General features: G+C 69.9%; 18 protein-coding genes. 4 read left to right on the forward strand and 14 right to left on the reverse strand.

Annotation, left to right across the window (positions count from 1 at the left end; genetic code table 11):
• Positions 1-55 precede the first annotated feature (55 nt).
• From ACNPQM_RS05880 to ACNPQM_RS05915, 8 genes are all read right to left on the reverse strand, one after another.
• A complete protein-coding gene (locus ACNPQM_RS05880) occupies positions 56-805 on the reverse strand; it encodes an ABC transporter ATP-binding protein (protein WP_418083149.1) in 750 nt (249 codons plus the stop codon).
• A gap of 169 nt (positions 806-974) precedes the next feature.
• Positions 975-1,643: a potassium-transporting ATPase subunit C gene (locus tag ACNPQM_RS05885; RefSeq protein ID WP_358860405.1), complete on the reverse strand. Its 669-nt coding sequence runs from the start codon at positions 1,641-1,643 to the stop codon at positions 975-977.
• Between the two features lie 16 nt (positions 1,644-1,659).
• Positions 1,660-3,804, reverse strand: a complete 2,145-nt coding sequence (gene kdpB / locus ACNPQM_RS05890) for a potassium-transporting ATPase subunit KdpB (protein WP_418083150.1) — start codon at positions 3,802-3,804, stop codon at positions 1,660-1,662.
• Entirely contained in the window at positions 3,801-5,465 is a 1,665-nt protein-coding gene (gene kdpA / locus ACNPQM_RS05895) for a potassium-transporting ATPase subunit KdpA (protein WP_358860382.1), read from the reverse strand. Before kdpA ends, kdpB begins: the two co-directional genes overlap by 4 nt.
• A gap of 7 nt (positions 5,466-5,472) precedes the next feature.
• Positions 5,473-5,562 carry a K(+)-transporting ATPase subunit F gene (gene kdpF / locus ACNPQM_RS05900; RefSeq protein WP_358860383.1) on the reverse strand — a complete coding sequence of 30 codons (90 nt, stop codon included), beginning with the start codon at positions 5,560-5,562 and terminating at the stop codon, positions 5,473-5,475.
• A gap of 333 nt (positions 5,563-5,895) precedes the next feature.
• Positions 5,896-6,669 (reverse strand): DUF3710 domain-containing protein, encoded by a 774-nt coding sequence (locus ACNPQM_RS05905; RefSeq protein ID WP_358860384.1) that lies wholly within the window; start codon positions 6,667-6,669, stop codon positions 5,896-5,898.
• 1 nt (position 6,670) lies between these two features.
• Positions 6,671-7,204: a dUTP diphosphatase gene (gene dut, locus ACNPQM_RS05910; protein WP_358860385.1), complete on the reverse strand. Its 534-nt coding sequence runs from the start codon at positions 7,202-7,204 to the stop codon at positions 6,671-6,673.
• Complete coding sequence (locus tag ACNPQM_RS05915) at positions 7,204-7,788, reverse strand: PaaI family thioesterase (RefSeq protein ID WP_358860386.1); 585 nt, start codon at positions 7,786-7,788, stop codon at positions 7,204-7,206. The genes dut and ACNPQM_RS05915 overlap by 1 nt, the downstream gene beginning before the upstream one ends.
• 58 nt (positions 7,789-7,846) lie before the next feature.
• On the opposite strand from ACNPQM_RS05915, the gene ACNPQM_RS05920 reads away from it, so the two are divergent.
• On the forward strand, positions 7,847-8,305 hold the full coding sequence (locus tag ACNPQM_RS05920) for a DUF3093 domain-containing protein (RefSeq protein WP_358860387.1): 459 nt from the start codon (positions 7,847-7,849) through the stop codon (positions 8,303-8,305).
• 115 nt (positions 8,306-8,420) lie between these two features.
• Here the strand turns inward: ACNPQM_RS05920 and ACNPQM_RS05925 are convergent, their stop codons facing one another.
• From ACNPQM_RS05925 to ACNPQM_RS05940, 4 genes are all read right to left on the reverse strand, one after another.
• On the reverse strand, positions 8,421-9,401 hold the full coding sequence (locus tag ACNPQM_RS05925) for a hypothetical protein (RefSeq protein ID WP_418083151.1): 981 nt from the start codon (positions 9,399-9,401) through the stop codon (positions 8,421-8,423).
• A 12-nt stretch (positions 9,402-9,413) separates the two neighbouring features.
• A complete protein-coding gene (locus tag ACNPQM_RS05930; protein WP_003965732.1) occupies positions 9,414-9,710 on the reverse strand; it encodes a DUF4193 domain-containing protein in 297 nt (98 codons plus the stop codon).
• Positions 9,711-10,116: 406 nt separating this feature from the next.
• Positions 10,117-11,352, reverse strand: a complete 1,236-nt coding sequence (locus ACNPQM_RS05935; RefSeq protein ID WP_358860389.1) for a sensor histidine kinase — start codon at positions 11,350-11,352, stop codon at positions 10,117-10,119.
• A 6-nt stretch (positions 11,353-11,358) separates the two neighbouring features.
• On the reverse strand, positions 11,359-12,012 hold the full coding sequence (locus tag ACNPQM_RS05940; RefSeq protein ID WP_358860390.1) for a response regulator transcription factor: 654 nt from the start codon (positions 12,010-12,012) through the stop codon (positions 11,359-11,361).
• A 360-nt stretch (positions 12,013-12,372) separates the two neighbouring features.
• On the opposite strand from ACNPQM_RS05940, the gene ACNPQM_RS05945 reads away from it, so the two are divergent.
• A complete protein-coding gene (locus tag ACNPQM_RS05945; RefSeq protein WP_358860391.1) occupies positions 12,373-12,546 on the forward strand; it encodes a hypothetical protein in 174 nt (57 codons plus the stop codon).
• A gap of 100 nt (positions 12,547-12,646) precedes the next feature.
• Here ACNPQM_RS05945 and ACNPQM_RS05950 read toward each other — a convergent pair whose 3' ends face one another.
• Together ACNPQM_RS05950 and ACNPQM_RS05955 are read right to left on the reverse strand one after the other, a co-directional pair.
• The gene (locus tag ACNPQM_RS05950; protein WP_418083152.1) at positions 12,647-13,465 is read right to left on the reverse strand and encodes an inositol monophosphatase family protein; all 819 of its coding nucleotides are present in this window, start codon (positions 13,463-13,465) and stop codon (positions 12,647-12,649) included.
• 219 nt (positions 13,466-13,684) lie between these two features.
• The gene (locus ACNPQM_RS05955; protein WP_418083153.1) at positions 13,685-14,812 is read right to left on the reverse strand and encodes a ferrochelatase; all 1,128 of its coding nucleotides are present in this window, start codon (positions 14,810-14,812) and stop codon (positions 13,685-13,687) included.
• 178 nt (positions 14,813-14,990) lie between these two features.
• On the opposite strand from ACNPQM_RS05955, the gene ACNPQM_RS05960 reads away from it, so the two are divergent.
• Positions 14,991-16,238 carry an MFS transporter gene (locus ACNPQM_RS05960; protein ID WP_418083223.1) on the forward strand — a complete coding sequence of 416 codons (1,248 nt, stop codon included), beginning with the start codon at positions 14,991-14,993 and terminating at the stop codon, positions 16,236-16,238.
• On the forward strand, positions 16,195-17,517 hold the full coding sequence (locus ACNPQM_RS05965; RefSeq protein ID WP_418083154.1) for a D-arabinono-1,4-lactone oxidase: 1,323 nt from the start codon (positions 16,195-16,197) through the stop codon (positions 17,515-17,517). The genes ACNPQM_RS05960 and ACNPQM_RS05965 overlap by 44 nt, the downstream gene beginning before the upstream one ends.
• The last annotated feature ends 1 nt before the right edge of the window (position 17,518 follow it).

Below are 17,518 nucleotides of genomic sequence, written 5' to 3' on the forward strand. Positions count from 1 at the left end.
TGGTTCGAAAGTAGCGTCGCCCGGCAGACGGGGCTTTCGAAACACGCCCTGGCCCTTACGCGTACTCGGCGATGTGCCCGTCGCTCAGCTCCAGCACCCGGTCCGCCAGCCCCAGCAGCTGCGCATCGTGCGTCGCCACCAGCGCGGTCACCCCCTCGCTCCGTACCACCGCGCGCAACAGCTCCATCACGGCGAGCCCCGTCTCCGCGTCGAGCTGGCCCGTCGGTTCGTCCGCGATCAGCAGTGCGGGCCGGTTGGCGAGCGCGCGGGCGATGGCGACTCGCTGCTGCTGGCCGCCCGAGAGTTCTCCGGGCCGCTGCGCACCGTGGTCGCCGAGCCCGACCAGGGAGAGCAGCAGGGCCACCCGGTCCTCCCGCTCGCGCGGATCCGCATTGCGCAGCCGCATCGGTACGCCGACGTTCTCCGCGGCAGTCAGGATCGGGATCAGACCGAACGACTGAAAGATGAAGCCGATCCGGTCCCGGCGCAGCTCCAGCAGCCCGTTCTCGCCGAGCTCGGAGAGATCCGTGCCGTCGACGGTGATCCGGCCGCGGTCGGGGCTGTCGAGGCCGCCGACCAGGTTCAGCAGGGTTGTCTTGCCGGAGCCGGAGCGCCCCTTGAGTGCGACGAGCTCGCCACGCGGCACCTCGAAGGAGACCCCGCGCAGCGCGTGGACGGCGCCCGCGCCGGTTCCGTACGAGCGGTGCAGGTCCTCGATGCGGACCATCGGCCCGCGGGCCGGGTCCTCGGCGACGGCCGTGCCGCCCTGTCCGCCGGTGCTCGTTCCGCTCGTGCTGTCGGTCATGCGCTCCCCCATGCGTGGTCGGTCCCGTCGGCCGCCAGTATGTGCACGAGGCACACGGCTGGGCAATGGCCTACGGGACAGGTCTTGGCCCCCGGGCGGGTACGGTGCCGGGCCGCAGTGGCCCCTACAGTACGGCCACGGCGACCCGGCACATCCGCCGACGAAGGGATCAGCCCCCGTTCACCAGTTCCTTGAGCGCGATGTTGAGCTGAAGGACGTTGACTCGCGGCTCGCCCACGAAGCCGAGGATCCGGCCGTCGGTGTGCTGCTTCACGAGTTTCTCGACCTGGTCGACGCCAAGGTGGTTCCGCTCGGCGACGCGGCGCACCTGGAGCTGCGCGTACGCCGGGGAGATGTCCGGGTCGAGACCGGACCCGGAGGAGGTGACGGCGTCGGCCGGCACGTCCGAGGGCTTGACCGGGTGCCCGGGTACGGAGTTGTCCTTGACGACGGCGGCCTTGGCGTCCGTGACCCAGTCGATCAGATCCTTGTTGTCACCGGACCGGTTGGTCGCGCCGGACAGGATCAGCTTGTACTGCGTGTTGACGCTGTTGGTGCCGAGGCCGTTGGACGGGCGCGGCTGGAACCACTTGAGGTCCGGGGCCGGGGTCTCCTGGCCCTTCTTCAGCGGCAGGTCGTAGCGCTGACCGATCAGTTCGGAGCCGACGACCTTGCCGTTCGCCGTGATCTCGGAGCCGTTCGCCCTGCCCGGGAAGAGGCCCTGGGCGACGCCGGTGACGGCGAGCGGGTAGATCACGCCGCAGACGATCGTGAGGACGAGCAGGGCGCGCAGCCCGGCCCAGAGCAGCCGAACGGTGTTTCCCGCGGAGTTGTTCATGGAGGTCATGACGCGATCAGCCGATTCCGGGAATGAGGGAGAGGATCAGGTCGATGATCTTGATGCCGATGAACGGGGCGATCAGGCCGCCGAGTCCGTAGATCCCGAGGTTCCGCCGGAGCATCGAGTCGGCGCTGCTCGGCCGGTAGCGCACCCCCTTCAGGGCGAGCGGCACCAGCGCGATGATGATCAGTGCGTTGAAGACGACGGCGGACAGGATCGCGGACTCCGGCGAGGACAGGTGCATGATGTTCAGCTTGTCCAGGCCCGGGTAGACCACCGCGAACATCGCCGGGATGATCGCGAAGTACTTCGCGACGTCGTTGGCGATCGAGAAGGTGGTCAGCGCACCGCGGGTGATCAGCAACTGCTTGCCGATCTCGACGATCTCGATGAGTTTCGTCGGGTTGGAGTCCAGGTCCACCATGTTCCCGGCCTCCTTGGCGGCCGAGGTACCGGTGTTCATGGCCACGCCGACATCGGCCTGGGCGAGCGCCGGCGCGTCGTTCGTGCCGTCACCGGTCATCGCGACGAGCTTGCCGCCGGCCTGCTCACGCTTGATGAGGGCCATCTTGTCCTCGGGCGTGGCCTCGGCGAGGAAGTCGTCGACCCCCGCCTCCTCGGCGATCGCCTTCGCGGTCAGCGGGTTGTCGCCGGTGATCATCACCGTACGGATACCCATCCGGCGCAGCTCGTCGAACCGCTCCCGCATCCCTTCCTTGACGACGTCCTTGAGGTGGATGACCCCGAGGATCCGGGCACCCCGCTCGTCGTCGACGGCGACCAGCAGCGGTGTACCGCCCGCCTGGGAGATCCGGTCGGTGAGCGTGCGGGCGTCCGGCGAGACGGTGCCGCCCTGTTCCTCGGCCCAGGCGGCGACCGAGCCGGTCGCACCCTTGCGGATCCTGCGCCCCTCGACGTCCACACCGGACATCCGGGTCTGTGCGGTGAAACCGACCCACTCGGCCCCGACGAGCTCACCCTGGTGGCGCTCGCGCAGCCCGTACTTCTCCTTGGCCAGGACGACGACGGAGCGGCCCTCGGGTGTCTCGTCGGCCAGCGAGGAGAGCTGGGCGGCGTCCGCCAGTTCGGCCTCCGTCACGCCCGTGACCGGGACGAACTCGGCGGCCTGCCGGTTGCCGAGCGTGATGGTGCCGGTCTTGTCGAGCAGCAGGGTCGACACGTCGCCGGCGGCTTCGACGGCGCGTCCGGACATGGCGAGGACATTGCGCTGGACGAGGCGGTCCATGCCGGCAATGCCGATCGCGGAGAGCAGCGCGCCGATGGTGGTGGGGATGAGGCAGACCAGCAGCGCGGTCAGCACGATCAACGACTGGCGCCGGCCCGCGTAGACGGCGAACGGCTGCAGGGTGACGACGGCCAGCAGGAAGACGATGGTGAGGGACGCGAGCAGGATGTTCAGCGCGATCTCGTTGGGCGTCTTCTGCCGGGCCGCGCCCTCGACCAGGTTGATCATCCGGTCGATGAAGGTCTCACCGGGCTTGGTGGTGATCTTGATGACGATGCGGTCGGAGAGCACCTTCGTACCACCGGTGACGGCCGAGCGATCGCCGCCCGACTCCCGGATGACCGGTGCCGACTCCCCCGTGATGGCGGACTCGTCGACGCTGGCGACGCCCTCGACGACGTCACCGTCGCCGGGGACGATGTCACCGGCCTCGCAGACCACCAGGTCACCGATGCGCAGACCGGTGCCGGGTACGCGCTCCTCGTTCTTCCCGACGAGCCGGCGCGCGACCGTGTCGGTCTTGGCCTTGCGCAGCGTGTCGGCCTGCGCCTTGCCGCGGCCCTCGGCGACCGCCTCCGCCAGGTTGGCGAAGATCGTGGTGAGCCAGAGCCACGCGGCGATCGTCCAGCCGAACCAGTCGGTCGGGTCCAGGGCGGCGAGGACGGTGGTGAGCATCGAACCGACCAGGACCACGAACATCACCGGCGACTTGACCATCACCCGCGGATCGAGCTTCCGGACGGCGTCGGGGAAGGACTTGAGCAGCTGCTTGGGGTCGAACAGCCCCGCGCCGACGCGTCCCTCGGTCCGGTGACCGGTGGTCGGGTCCTGGTGCGGTGCCAGGTCCTTGGTGACAGTGGACATCGCGTCCTCATGCATCGATTCGTCGCGTTGAGTAGGTGTGGTGGTCATGACGCCAGCCCTTCGGCCAGCGGCCCCAGCGCCAGGGCCGGAAAGTAGGTCAGACCGGCGACGATCATGATCGTGCCGACCAGCAGTCCGCTGAAGAGCGGCTTGTGGGTGCCGAGCGTGCCGACGGTCGCCGGTACGGGCCGCTGCTCGGCGAGCGAGCCGGCCAGGGCCAGGACGAAGACCATGGGCAGGAACCGGCCCAGCAGCATCGCGAGCCCGATCGTGGTGTTGAACCACTGGGTGTCCGCGTTGAGCCCGGCGAATGCCGAACCGTTGTTGTTGGCGCCGGAGGTGTAGGCATAGAGGATCTCGGAGAAGCCGTGCGCACCTGAGTTGGTCATCGAGTGGACCGGAGTGGGCAGGGCCATCGCCGCCGCGGTGAAGCAGAGCACCAGTGCCGGGGTGATGAGGATGTAGCAGGCCGCGAGCTTGATCTCGCGGGTGCCGATCTTCTTGCCGAGGTACTCGGGCGTGCGGCCGACCATCAGGCCCGCGATGAACACCGCGATGATCGCCATGATCAGCATGCCGTAGAGGCCGGAGCCGGTACCGCCGGGGGCGATCTCGCCGAGCTGCATGCCGAGCATGGTGATGCCGCCGCCGAGGCCGGTGAACGAGGAGTGGAAGGAGTTCACCGCTCCGGTCGAGGTGAGCGTCGTGGCCACGGCGAAGATCGACGATCCGCCGACCCCGAAGCGGGTCTCCTTGCCCTCCATCGCCCCGCCCGCGATGTCGAACGCGGGTCCGTGGTGGGCAAACTCGGTCCACATCATCAGCGCGGTGAAGCCGAGCCAGATGATGCCCATCGCCGCGAGGATCGCGTAGCCCTGCTTCAGCGAGCCGACCATCCGTCCGAAGGTGCGGGTCAGCGAGAACGGGATGACCAGGATCAGGAAGATCTCAAGGAGGTTGGAGAGCCCGTTGGGGTTCTCGAAGGGGTGCGCCGCATTGGCGTTGAAGTAACCGCCGCCGTTGGTGCCCAGCTCCTTGATGGCCTCCTGCGAGGCGACCGCACCGCCGTTCCACTGCTGCGAGCCGCCCATGAACTGGCCGACCCCGTGGATTCCGGCGAAGTTCTGGATGGCGCCGCACGCCACGAGCACGAGCGCGGCGATCACGGCGATCGGCAGCAGGATCCGTATCGTGCCGCGCACCAGGTCGGACCAGAAGTTGCCGAGCTCACCGGTGCGGGAGCGGGCGAAGCCCCGTACGAGCGCCACCGCGACGGCGATGCCGACGGAGGCCGAGACGAAGTTCTGCACCGCGAGGCCGCCGGTCTGGATGACATGGCCCATGGCCTGCTCGCCGTAGTACGACTGCCAGTTGGTGTTCGTAACGAAGGAGGCCGCCGTGTTGAACGCCTGATCGGGATCGATCGAGGAGAAGCCGAGCGAGCCGGGCAGACTGCCCTGGAGCCGCTGCAGCAGGTACAGGAAAAGGACGCTCACCGCGGAGAACGCGAGGACGCCGCGGAGATAGGCGGGCCAGCGCATCTCCGTGTCGGGGTCGGCGCCGATGACCTTGTAGATCCACTTCTCGACCCGGAGGTGCTTCGTCGAGGAGTAGACGCCGGCCATGTAGTCGCCGAGCGGACGGTAGGCCAGGCCCAGCGCCACGACGAGCGCGAGCAGCTGGAGCACACCAGCGAGGACGGGGCTCATATCGGGCTCAGAACCTCTCCGGGTACAGAAGGGCGAGGACGAGATAGCCCAGCAGGGCGGCGGCCACGATCAGGCCGACGATGTTCTCGGCAGTCACAGCTTCGCCACCCCCTTGGCGACGAGAGCCACCAGCGCGAAGACCGCGATCGTGGTGACGACGAAGGCCAGATCGGCCACCGTGTGCTCCTAGATGAGGTTCGAATTCTCGGACCTCATGAGCAAACCCCCGCCCGAAGCCCCCGCGGCCTGCGTTGATGGCTTCCTTACGGCGAAGGGCGCGCCCTTGACGGCGCCCATACGTGCCCCATACGCACCCCATACACGCGCCGGTGAGTGTGCTCCGCAGGCATGCAAAAGCCGGTGGGCCGCACCTCCCTCGAAGGGAAGTACGGCCCACCGGCCGAAGCTGTCACACGCCCCGGGAGGCGGTTCAGCGCACCTCGGTGATCTCGGGCCCGCGCTGGAGCTGGCCCATGCCACCGGAGAACTTCGAGCTCTCCTGGTCCTCCTGCTGCACACCGTCGGGCACCATCTGGGCGTCGCTGGGGAGCTTGAGGACGATCGGGTCGCGCGGGGCCATCGGGCCCTCGCCACGGACGACCACGGTGTCCCGGAAGATCGTCTCCAGCAGCCCGGCGGCCTGCGGCTGCACGGCGCCCTGGCCGGAGATCACTCCGCGCAGGAACCAGCGCGGCCCGTCGACGCCGACGAAGCGCACCAGCTGCACGCCGTTCGTCCCGTCCGGAAGCTGCACGGGGACCTGTGCCCGCAGCTCCCAGCCCAGCGGTCCCTCGACCTCGTCGATGATCCCGCCCTGCTGGGTGATGCCGGTGGCGATCTCCTCGCGGACCTCGCCCCAGATGCCCTCCTTCTTGGGGGCGGCGAAGGCCTGCAGCTGGATCGCGCTGTCGCGCAGCACGACGGTGGCGGCGACGATCGCGTCACCGGCGACCTCGACGCGCAGCTCCATTCCGTCGACCCCGGGCACGAAGATGCCGCCCAGGTCGACCCGGCCCTCGCCGGGCTGGGAGACCTCGTCGACGTCCCACGGCCCGTCCGGCCGCGGCGCCGGCGGCAGATTCACCCGGCGCGCTCCGCTCTCGGCGGCGTCGGTGTCGTCCAGCTCGTCGACGACCTGCTCGGCCTCGCGCGCTTCGTCCGCCACGTCCTCGGCGGAACCACTCTTCTTGCGACGTCCGAACACGTCACTGTCCTTCCCGGTCGGGTACGACCGAAGCGTAGCTGTTCCCGCCCTGGGTGATCCCGCCCCTGACGCCGTCAACATCACCCGTGGCATGCCCTCCGGTGGAACCGAAGCCGCCCTCGCCCCTCGCCGAGCCGGGCAGTTCCGACACCTCGTGGAAGCGCACCTTCTCGACCTGCTGGACGACCAGTTGGGCAATCCGGTCGAACCTCTCGAACCGCACGGTCTCGCGCGGGTCGAGATTGATGACGATGACCTTGATCTCTCCACGGTACCCGGCATCAACCGTCCCCGGGGCATTGACAAGGGCAACTCCGCAACGGGCCGCGAGGCCGGACCGCGGATGCACGAACGCGGCGTACCCGTCGGGCAGCGCGATCGACACGCCGGTGGGCAGCATCGCGCGTTCGCCCGGGGCGAGCTCGGCGGCCTCGGTGGTCACCAGATCGACCCCGGCGTCGCCCGGGTGTCCGTACGCCGGAATCGGCACCTCCGGATCGACCCGGCGGAGCAGTACGTCGACAGGACGGCGCATCAGGGATTCACCTCGAAGGCACGGGCGCGCCTCACCTGGTCCGGGTCGGCCATCGCCGCCTGGATCTCGGCGGGGCGACCGTTCTCGATGAAGTGGTCGACCTTGACCTCGATGAAGAGGGCCTCGGCGCGGACCGCGACGGGCCCGTCCGGGCCGCCGATCCGACCGGTCGCCCGGGAGTAGATCTTCCGGCCGTGGACGGCGGTGACCTCGGCATCGAGGTGCAGCACGGTGTCGACCGGCACGGGGCGCACGAAGTCGGTCTCCAGCCGTCCGGTCACCGCGATCACCCGCAGCAGCCAGTTCAGTGAGCCCAGCGTCTCGTCCAGCGCCGTGGTCAGGATGCCGCCGTGCGCCAGGCCCGGGGCGCCCTGGTGGGCGGCCTTCACCGTGAAATCGGCGGTGACGCTGACACCCTCGCCGGCCCGCGCCTGGAGGTGCAGCCCGTGAGGTTGTCCTTCACCGCAGCCGAAACAGTGTTCGTAGTGCGCGCCGAGGAGCTCACCGGGTACCGGGGCGTCGGGATGCCGGACCGGTTTCACCGCGTCGGCCGGTGGCTGAAGAGCCGCAGATGTTCCACTCACAGGCGCAGACCTTACCCGCGCGGCCAGCCGCAGGTCGCGCCGTGCCAAGCTAGGGTTCATGCAGCCTTCCACCCCGCCTTTCGACGAACGCCTGACCGCACCCCGTTCGTGGTGGTTCATTGCCTTCCTGATGGGGATCGCCTGCGCCCTGATGCTGCTGCCGCTGGGAACCCTGCCGCTGCTGGCCGGCCTGGTCGGCGGCACCGCGCTGGCCTCGCTCACGGTCAGCTCGTACGGCTCCGCCCGGATCCGAGTGGTGGCGGGCGCCCTGGTCGCGGGTGACGCCCGGATCCCGGTGACGGCACTCGGCGAGGCGGAAGCGCTGGAGGGAGAAGAGGCGCGCGCCTGGCGCACGTACAAGGCGGACACCCGTGCCTTCATGCTGCAGCGCAGCTACATCCAGACGGCGGTGCGGGTGGAGGTCACCGACCCGGAGGACCCGACTCCGTACGTCTATCTGTCGACCCGCGAGCCGCAGGCGCTGGTAGCGGCGCTCGCGGCGGTACGGGCCGCATAGCCGTTTCGCGCCTCCGGGGGCCGCCGGGCGGTCCTTGCGGCCTCCCCCGCGGCAGGGAGTGAATCAGCGGAGCCGCAGGGCGTCGGGAGCCCACTCCCTGGCGTGCGGAAGGCCGTCAGCCCTCGGTCCCCTTCGGGAGGTCCTTGTACGGCTTCCGCGGCCGCTCCAGGGGCGGCAGCTCCGGGAGCCGGTCCCAGGGGACCTGGGCCTTGCGCAGGTCTTTCCTGACCCGGTCGGCGAGCTTCTTCGTGTCGCGCCGGTTCATGATCGCGCCGATGGCGGCGCCGGCCAGGAACGGGATCAGGTTCGGCAGATCGCGCATCATCCGCTTCACGACCTGCTGGCGCAGCTCCCGCTTCATCCGGCCGCCGAGCGCCGCATCGATCGTCGCCGGATGGGTGACATCAATGCCGCGCTCCTCCGTCCACGACGTGAGGTACGCGGTGCTGCGCTGGGTGAGGCCGCCCGGCGGGCGCAGGCCGTAGACCTCGTGCAGTTCGGCCACGAGCTTCATCTCGATCGCGGCCACACCGGTGATCTCCGCGGCCAGCTCGGTAAACATGGCGGGCGGTACGGGCAGCATGGCCACCGCGCCGATACCGGCGCCGACGGTGGCAGTGCCCTTGCTCGCGCCTGCGACGAGCTTGTCGGCGAGCTCCTCCGGGCCGAGGCCCGGGAACTGCCTGCGCAGGGTGGCGAGGTCGCGCACAGGGACGCGGGGAGCGGTCTCGATGATCCGGTCGGCGATGTAGCCGACGGCCGTCCTGGCGCTCTCCCCGCCCTTGCGTACACCCCGTTTGACTGCTTGCAGACGGCCTGCCCCGGTCACGGGCTCCGTCCTGCCGGTCTGCTCGGCCTCGTCGGCCGTGCCGGCTGCCGGTATCGCTCGGCCCGTTTCCGCGGCGATGGCGGCTTCCACTGCTTCGAGCGAGGCCGAACGGCCTCGCTCGTCGTCAGAAACGCCTGCGGAGGGTGGCAGGGCGGACCGCTCGGCAAGGGCTGCTACATCCTCTGCCGGGCCTGTACCGCCCTGATTCGCCTCCGACGGCTCCTTGCGTCGCAAGCGCCGCTTCCGGAACGGTGTGTCGCCTGCCACGTCCGACCGGACCTAGTCGCAGTCGCGGCAGATCGGCTGGCCGTTCTTCTCGCGGGCCAGCTGGCTGCGGTGGTGCACGAGGAAGCAGCTCATGCAGGTGAACTCGTCGGCCTGCTTGGGCAGGACCCTGACGGCGAGTTCCTCATTGGACAGGTCCGCTCCGGGGAGCTCCAGTCCTTCTGCCGCGTCGAACTCGTCGACGTCGACGGCGGACGCCGTCTTGTCGCTCCGACGGGCCTTGAGTTCCTCAAGGCTGTCCTGGTCGACGTCGTCATCGGTCTTGCGTGGGGTGTCGTAATCCGTTGCCATGTGTCGCTCTCCCCCTCTGGGTGTCTGCGGTGTCTCAGCGCACGTAACGCGTGAGAGGCCGGACTTGTGCCCGACCCGAGGCGGAGATTTTGCCTCACATCAAGGTCTGTTACTCAATCGACACCCGAGCGGACCTCTCTGGAGCGGTCGGCTTGGGTGGCGAAGGGGACCGTACACGGTCCGAATGCCGCGCTTCACGGGCGCCACCCCGTGTACTTCCCGTGATATCGACCCCCGAAAACCCCGGCTTTTGCCGGATTTTGGGCGGGAGTCCTGGTCACGGAGTGTGGAACGCCCGAGATTCGCACCTGTGATCGATCACACACGGACCCCTCGGGCGCGGGTCCCGAAAATTCCGCTCAAAGCGAACGAATTAATCCCTGTGCGTGTTGCTCGAATCAGCCTCTCAGACCGGCAGGGTGACGCGCATCACGAGACCACCACCCTCACGGGGTTCCGCGATGATACGGCCGCCGTGAGCACGCGCCACGGACCGCGCGATCGACAGGCCGAGCCCGACCCCCTTGTCGCTGCCCGTTCGCTCCGTACGGAGCCGTCTGAAGGGCTCGAAGAGGTTGTCGATCTCGTACGCCGGCACCACGGGGCCGGTGTTCGAGACCACCAGCAGCGCCTGGCCGGGCTGCAGCTGGGTGGTGACTTCCACCCAGCCCTCCTCCCGGAGGTTGTAGCGCACGGCGTTCTGTACAAGGTTCAGCGCGATCCGCTCCAGCAGGACACCGTTGCCCTGGACGACGGCGGGCACGATCTCCTCACGGATCTCCACGCCCTTCTGCTCGGCCTCGGCCCGCGTCTGGTCGAGCGCGCGCGTGGCGACCTCCGCGAGGTCGACCGGCTTGCGCTCGACGATCTGGTTGTCGCTGCGGGCGAGCAGCAGCAGCCCCTCCACCAACTGCTCGCTGCGCTCGTTGGTGGCCAGCAGGGTCTTGCCGAGCTGCTGGAGCTCGGGCGGAGCCTGCGGGTCGGACAGGTGGACCTCGAGCAGGGTGCGGTTGATCGCGAGCGGGGTGCGCAGCTCGTGCGAGGCGTTCCCGACGAACCGCTGCTGCGCGGTGAAGGCCCGCTCCAGCCGGTCGAGCATGTCGTCGAAGGTGTCGGCGAGCTCCTTGAGCTCGTCGTCGGGACCGTCCAGCTCGATCCGCCGGGACAGGTCTGTCCCGGCCACCCGGCGGGCGGTGCGGGTGATGCGGCCCAGCGGGGAGAGCACCCGGCCCGCCATGGCGTAGCCGAAGGCGAAGGCGATGACGCTCAGACCGACGAGGGCCAGCAGCGAACGGTTCAGGAGGGTGTCGAGCGCCTGCTGGCGCTGATGGTTGACACACGAGTTCATGGCCGCGTTGACGGCAGCCGGTGACGACCCCTCTCCGGAGAGGTTGCACAGATCACTGGAGACCTGGCCGCTGACGACCTTGAACGGCAGCTCACTGCCCACGTGCAGGGCCTGTGCGGCCAGCATGTAGATGATCGAAAGCAGCAGGATGCCGGCGATCAGGAACATCCCGCCGTACAGCAGCGTGAGCCGTATCCGGATGGTCGGGCGCAGCCAGGGGTACGGGGGCTCCAGCTGTTTGGGGTCCCAGGTGGGTTTCGGGGGCGCTGTCGGGGGCGCCGGGATGGTGGACACCAGGCCTCAGATCCGGTAACCGGAGCCGGGCACGGTGACGATGACCGGCGGTTCCCCGAGTTTGCGGCGCAGGGTCATGACCGTCACCCGGACCACATTGGTGAACGGGTCGGTGTTCTCGTCCCAGGCCTTCTCCAGCAGCTGCTCCGCGGAGACGACCGCGCCCTCACTGCGCATCAGCACCTCCAGCACCGCGAACTCCTTCGGCGCGAGCTGGATCTCCTGCGCGTCGCGGAAGACCTCGCGGCGGTTGGGGTCCAGCTTGATGCCGGCGCGCTCCAGGATGGGCGGCAGCGCGACCGTCGTGCGGCGCCCCAGGGCCCGTACCCGCGCGGTCAGCTCGCTGAAGGCGAACGGCTTCGGCAGGTAGTCGTCGGCGCCGAGCTCCAGGCCCTCCACCCGGTCGCTCACGTCCCCGGAGGCCGTGAGCATGAGCACCCGGGTCGGCATGCCCAGCTCGACGATCCTGCGGCAGACGTCGTCGCCGTGCACCAGGGGGAGGTCCCGGTCCAGCACCACGACGTCGTAGTCGTTGACCTCGATGCGCTCCAGGGCCGCCGCACCGTCGTACACGACGTCGACCGCCATGGCCTCCCGGCGCAATCCGGTGGCCACCGCATCGGCGAGCAGCTGCTCGTCCTCCACGACGAGTACACGCACGGCGCTTTCCTTCCTTAGAAACTTCAGAACGTTCACCTGAGCCCACGGACCGTGATCGGCCCGGCTCAACAGCACTATCTGTCCGGCACCATCCTGCCTGCAACGCGTATAAACCGGCGGTAAGGCGGCGCGGCACGACCTGCGGCTTCGGGGAATTCACCGGATTTCCGGGCCAGTTGAGGTTTCTCTGAGCCAGGGCCTGGGGAGGACGAATTCACACCCGCGATCACGCCATGCATGTGGCGCACCACGGCCGCTCCGTCCCCGGAGAGTGCGTGATCATCACCCGCCCTACCGCCCCTGGCGGAGGGAAACCCGGGCACACCCCCGTGCCACCGACCCACGATGAGGGGGCGCACCATGGACGCTTTCACCGCAGGTCTGCTGCAGCGAATCAAGACCACCGAGTCCGACCTGACCAGGGCCCTCGAGACGGGCGACGACTTCCTCGCGGATGTCGAGCAGGGAGAGCTGGACGACCTGCACCGCCTCGCCGCCGAGCACGGCGTCGAAGTCGGCGCCACGACCGTCTGAGCAGTCGGCACAGGCCCCGGCAGCCTCCATGGCGCCGGGGGTTCTGTGCTGTCGTGAACGCCCGCCACAGCGCGCCCCAGGCACTTCGCGGCCGGGCGCGTCAGTCGTGCCAGGCGCCCAGATCCTCCAGGAGGATCTGCAGGGGCTCGAAGACACCCGGTGACGCGGCCACGGTCAGGTCGCCGTCGGCGGGCAGTCCGGGCCGGCCGCCGGTGCGGGCGCCGGCCTCCCGGGCGATCAGGTCACCGGCGGCGAGGTCCCAGGGGTGGAGCCCGCGCTCGTAGTAGCCGTCCAGTCGGCCCGCGGCGACATCGCAGAGATCGACGGCGGCGGAGCCGCTGCGCCGGATGTCGCGGAGTTTCGGGATCAGCTGCTGGGCGACGTCCGCCTGGTGTGCACGGACGTCGGTGACGTAGTTGAAGCCGGTCGAGACCAGCGCCTGAGCGAGCGGCGGTGCGGGCCGGGTGCGCAGCGCGGTGCCGTCGCCGTAGGCGCCGCCCTTGGCGTACGCACCGCTGCCGAGGACCGCGTGGTATGTCTCGCGGCGCATCGGGGCCTCCACCACGCCCACGACACGCTCGCCGTCCCGTTCCGCCGCGATGGAGACGGCCCAGGTCGGCTGACCGTAGAGGTAGTTCACTGTGCCGTCGAGCGGATCGATGACCCAGCGGATGCCGCTGCTGCCCGCGGAGCTGGCACCCTCCTCGCCGAGGAAGCCGTCCTGGGGGCGGTGCTCGGCGAGGAAGCCGGTGATCAGCTTCTCGGCGGCGATGTCCATCTCGGTGACGACGTCGATGGGACTGGACTTGGTCGCGGCCACCCCGAGATCGGCGGGGCGGCCGTCGCGGAGCAGCGCACCGGCGCGCCGGGCGGCCTCCAGGGCAAGGCCGAGCAGTTCGGACAGGACGGGGTCGGCCACAGAGGGACCAGGGCTCACAGGGGTCACAGAGGTACAACGCTCCTAGGGCGTGTTTCGAAGGTAGCGCCGTCCGGCCGCAGGGCGGGCCGAGCGGCGTCCGGTGCGTGCGATCGCAAGGCGGAGGGCCGCCCCGATACCGGTCGTATCGGGGCGAGCCCGACAACGCGGCGAGCGTGCGTGCCAGGCGTCGCCCGGCAGGCGGGACTTCAGGGACACGCCCTAGGCGTAGGGACTGTCGGCGCCCGCCGCGGCAGGCTTGAGGGCACGGGCCGGGCAGCAGCCGACGGGACAGAGATCGTGGCTCGGACCGAGCGCCCCGAGCGCACACCGCTCCACCGTGCGTCCCCGGTCGGTGGCGGCGCGCTCCAGGACCAGCTCGCGCACGGCCGCGGCGAACCGCGGGTCCGCACCGACCGTCGCGGACCGCCGCACCGGCAGACCGAGCTCGGCGGCCTTCGCGGTGGCCTCGGTGTCGAGGTCGTACAGGACCTCCATGTGGTCCGACACGAAGCCGATGGGGGCCATCACCACAGCGGGCACGCCCGCCCCGTGGAGCGCCTCCAGGTGGTCGCAGATGTCGGGCTCCAGCCAGGGGATGTGCGGGGCGCCGCTGCGCGACTGGTAGACGAGCTGCCAGGGATACGCGACGCCGGTCTCCTCGCGCACCGCGTCGACGATCACCCGGGCGACGTCGAGATGCTCGGCGACATACGCGCCGCCGTCGCCGTGCGCCTCCTCGGGGCCGGAGGTGTCGGCGGCAGAGGTGGGGATGGAGTGTGTGGTGAAGGCGAGGTGTGCCCCGGCCCTGTCCTCTTCGGGAAGCTCGGCGAGCGACGTGAGGACACCCTCCACCATGGGCCGGACGAAGCCCGGATGGTTGAAGTAGTGCCGGAGCTTGTCCACGCGCGGCACCGGCAGCCCCTCGTCCTCCAGCACGGCCAGCGACTCGGCGAGGTTCTCGCGGTACTGGCGGCAGCCTGAGTACGAGGCGTAGGCGCTGGTGGCGAGGACGGCGATGCGGCGGTGTCCGTCGGCAACCATCTCGCGCAGGGTGTCGGTGAGGTAGGGCGCCCAGTTGCGGTTGCCCCAGTACACCGGCAGATCGAGTCCGTGGTCAGCGAAGTCCTTGCGCAGGGCGTCCAGCAGGGCCCTGTTCTGGGCGTTGATCGGACTGACGCCGCCGAAGAGGAAGTAGTGCTTTCCGACCTCCTTCAGCCGCTCCTCGGGGATGCCGCGGCCGCGGGTCACGTTCGCCAGGAACGGGACCACGTCGTCCGGGCCCTCGGGTCCGCCGAAGGAGAGCAGCAGCAGGGCGTCGTAGGGAGCGGGAGCGCGCAGTTCGGACATGGGACGATCCTGCCACCCGCCGGTGGCAGGGCTCCAACCGACATCGACCGGCGTGCCCTTGCCCCGGCATCCGCCCCGGCGCCGGACGCCGTGCGCCGCCCGTAAGCTGTATCGGCCATCTTCACGCATGACACACGACCCTGACACCTCGTGTGACCTCGCCGTACCGGAGCCCTCCTTGCCCAGTCCCTACCGCGCGATCTTCGCCGCCCCCGGCACCAAGCGGTTCTCGGCTGCCGGATTCCTCGGCCGGATGCCGCTGTCCATGATGGGCATCGGTGTGGTGACCATGGTTTCCCAGATCACCGGCCGTTACGGTCTCGCGGGCGCGCTCTCCGCGACGCTGGCGATGTCGGCGGCGGTGCTGGGACCGCAGGTCTCCCGGCTGGTCGACCGGCACGGGCAGCGCCGCATCCTGCGCCCCGTCACCCTCGTCGCGCTGACAGCGGTGGCCGGGCTGCTGATCTGCGCGCAGCAGCGGCTGCCGGACTGGACCCTCTTCGTGTTCGCCGCCGGGGCCGGCTGCGTGCCCAGTGTGGGGTCGATGATCCGGGCCCGCTGGGCGGAGATCTACCGGGGCTCGCCGCAGCAATTGCACACGGCGTACTCGTGGGAGTCCATCGTCGACGAGGTGTGCTTCATCTTCGGGCCGATCATCTCGATCGGTCTGTCCACTGCCTGGTTCCCGGAGGCGGGTCCACTGCTGGCCGCCGGGTTCCTGCTGGCCGGCGTCGTCTGGCTGACCGCCCAGCGCGCCACCGAGCCGGTCCCGCATCCGCGCGAGCAGCACACCGGCGGCTCGGCGCTGCGCTCCCCGGGTCTCCAGGTGCTCGTGGGCACCTTCGTGGCGACCGGCGCGATCTTCGGCGCGGTCGATGTGGTGACCGTGGCCTTCGCCGACGACCAGGGGCACAAGGCCGCGGCGAGCCTGGTGCTGGCCGTGTACGCGCTGGGTTCCTGCCTCGCCGGAGCCGTGTTCGGACTGCTCCGCCTCAAGGGGAGGGCGTCCACCAGGTGGCTGGTGGGGGTGTGCGCCATGGCCGTGAGTATGATCCCCCTCCAACTGGCCGGGAACCTGCCGTTCCTGGCCGTGGCGCTCTTTGTCGCGGGTCTCGCCATCGCACCGACGATGGTCACCACCATGGCCCTCGTCGAGCAGCACGTACCGCGCACCAAGCTGACCGAGGGCATGACCTGGACCAGTACCGGGCTCGCGGTCGGTGTGGCGCTCGGCTCGTCGGCCGCCGGCTGGGTCGTCGACGCGTCCGGGGCGAAGGCGGGGTACGCGGTGCCCGTCGTGGCGGGAGCGCTCGCGGCCGCGGTGGCGTTCCTGGGGTATCGCCGGCTTGCCAAGCCGGCTCCTACGGGAAGGCGCGGGGAAGATGACCGACACCTACGCACGGACGACGACGAGCGCGTGGCGTAACTGGGCGGGGAATGTCACCGCGCGTCCGGCCCGGGCCGTCTCCCCCGCCTCCGTGGACGAGCTCGCCGAGGCACTGCGCCGGGCGTCCGAGGACGGCCTGAGGGTGAAGCCCGTCGGCACCGGGCACTCCTTCACCGCGACCGCCGCCACCGACGGTCTGTTGATCCGCCCCGATCTGCTCACCGGCATCCGCGAGATCGACCGCACGGCGATGACGGTGACCGTCGAGGCCGGCACCCCGCTGAAGCGGCTCAACGTCGCGCTCGCCCGGGAGGGCCTGTCCCTCACCAACATGGGCGACATCATGGAGCAGACGGTCGCCGGGGCCACCTCGACCGGCACCCACGGCACCGGCCGCGACTCGGCGTCCATATCCGCCCAGATCCGCGCCCTCGAACTGGTCACGGCGGACGGCACGGTGCTGACCTGCTCCGAGAAGGAGAACGCCGACATCTTTGCCGTCGCCCGGATCGGGCTCGGCGCACTCGGTGTCATCACCGCGATCACGTTCGCCGTGGAGCCGGTCTTCCTGTTGACGGCCCGCGAGGAGCCGATGACCTTCGACAAGGTCACGGCCGACTTCGACGAACTGGTCGCCGAGAACGAGCACTTCGAGTTCTACTGGTTCCCGCACACCGGCAACTGCAACACCAAGCGCAACAACCGCAGCGCGGGCCCCGCCGCTCCGCCCGGAAAGGTCAGCGGCTGGATCGAGGACGAGCTCCTCTCCAACGGGATCTTCCAGGTGGCCTGTTCGCTCGGGCGGGCGGTCCCCGCCGCCATCCCGTCGATCGCCAAGCTCTCCAGCCGTGCCCTGTCGGCCCGTACGTACACCGACGTCCCGTACAAGGTCTTCACCAGCCCGCGCCGGGTCCGCTTCGTGGAGATGGAGTACGCCCTGCCGCGCGAGGCCGCGACGGAGGCGCTGCGCGAGGTCAGGGCGATGGTCGAACGCTCGCCGTTGCGGATCAGCTTCCCGGTGGAGGTCCGCACGGCCCCTGCGGACGACATCGCGCTCTCCACGGCCTCGGGCCGGGAGAGCGCGTACATCGCCGTCCATCTGTACAAGGGCACGCCCTACCAGGCGTACTTCACCGCGGTCGAACGGATCATGACGGCGCACGGCGGCCGCCCGCACTGGGGCAAGGTCAACACCCGCGATGCGGAGTACCTGGCCGGGGTGTACCCGCGGTTCGGCGAGTTCACCGCCATGCGCGACCGGCTGGACCCGGACCGGCTCTTCGCCAACGACTATCTGCGCCGGGTCCTGGGCGACTGAC

This window comes from Streptomyces sp. NPDC056231 (assembly GCF_048270745.1).
Classification (GTDB): domain Bacteria; phylum Actinomycetota; class Actinomycetes; order Streptomycetales; family Streptomycetaceae; genus Streptomyces.

What these genes read in the sequence shown, in the direction of transcription:
- ACNPQM_RS05880 (WP_418083149.1), bottom strand. Translation starts at nt 805, where the DNA reads ATGACCGACAGCACGAGCGGAACGAGCACCGGCGGACAGGGCGGCACG.
- ACNPQM_RS05885 (WP_358860405.1), bottom strand. Translation starts at nt 1,643, where the DNA reads ATGAACAACTCCGCGGGAAACACCGTTCGGCTGCTCTGGGCCGGGCTG.
- kdpB (WP_418083150.1), bottom strand. Translation starts at nt 3,804, where the DNA reads ATGACCACCACACCTACTCAACGCGACGAATCGATGCATGAGGACGCG.
- kdpA (WP_358860382.1), bottom strand. Translation starts at nt 5,465, where the DNA reads ATGAGCCCCGTCCTCGCTGGTGTGCTCCAGCTGCTCGCGCTCGTCGTG.
- dut (WP_358860385.1), bottom strand. Translation starts at nt 7,204, where the DNA reads ATGCGCCGTCCTGTCGACGTACTGCTCCGCCGGGTCGATCCGGAGGTG.
- ACNPQM_RS05920 (WP_358860387.1), top strand. Translation starts at nt 7,847, where the DNA reads ATGCAGCCTTCCACCCCGCCTTTCGACGAACGCCTGACCGCACCCCGT.
- ACNPQM_RS05930 (WP_003965732.1), bottom strand. Translation starts at nt 9,710, where the DNA reads ATGGCAACGGATTACGACACCCCACGCAAGACCGATGACGACGTCGAC.
- ACNPQM_RS05945 (WP_358860391.1), top strand. Translation starts at nt 12,373, where the DNA reads ATGGACGCTTTCACCGCAGGTCTGCTGCAGCGAATCAAGACCACCGAG.
- ACNPQM_RS05955 (WP_418083153.1), bottom strand. Translation starts at nt 14,812, where the DNA reads ATGTCCGAACTGCGCGCTCCCGCTCCCTACGACGCCCTGCTGCTGCTC.
- ACNPQM_RS05965 (WP_418083154.1), top strand. Translation starts at nt 16,195, where the DNA reads ATGACCGACACCTACGCACGGACGACGACGAGCGCGTGGCGTAACTGG.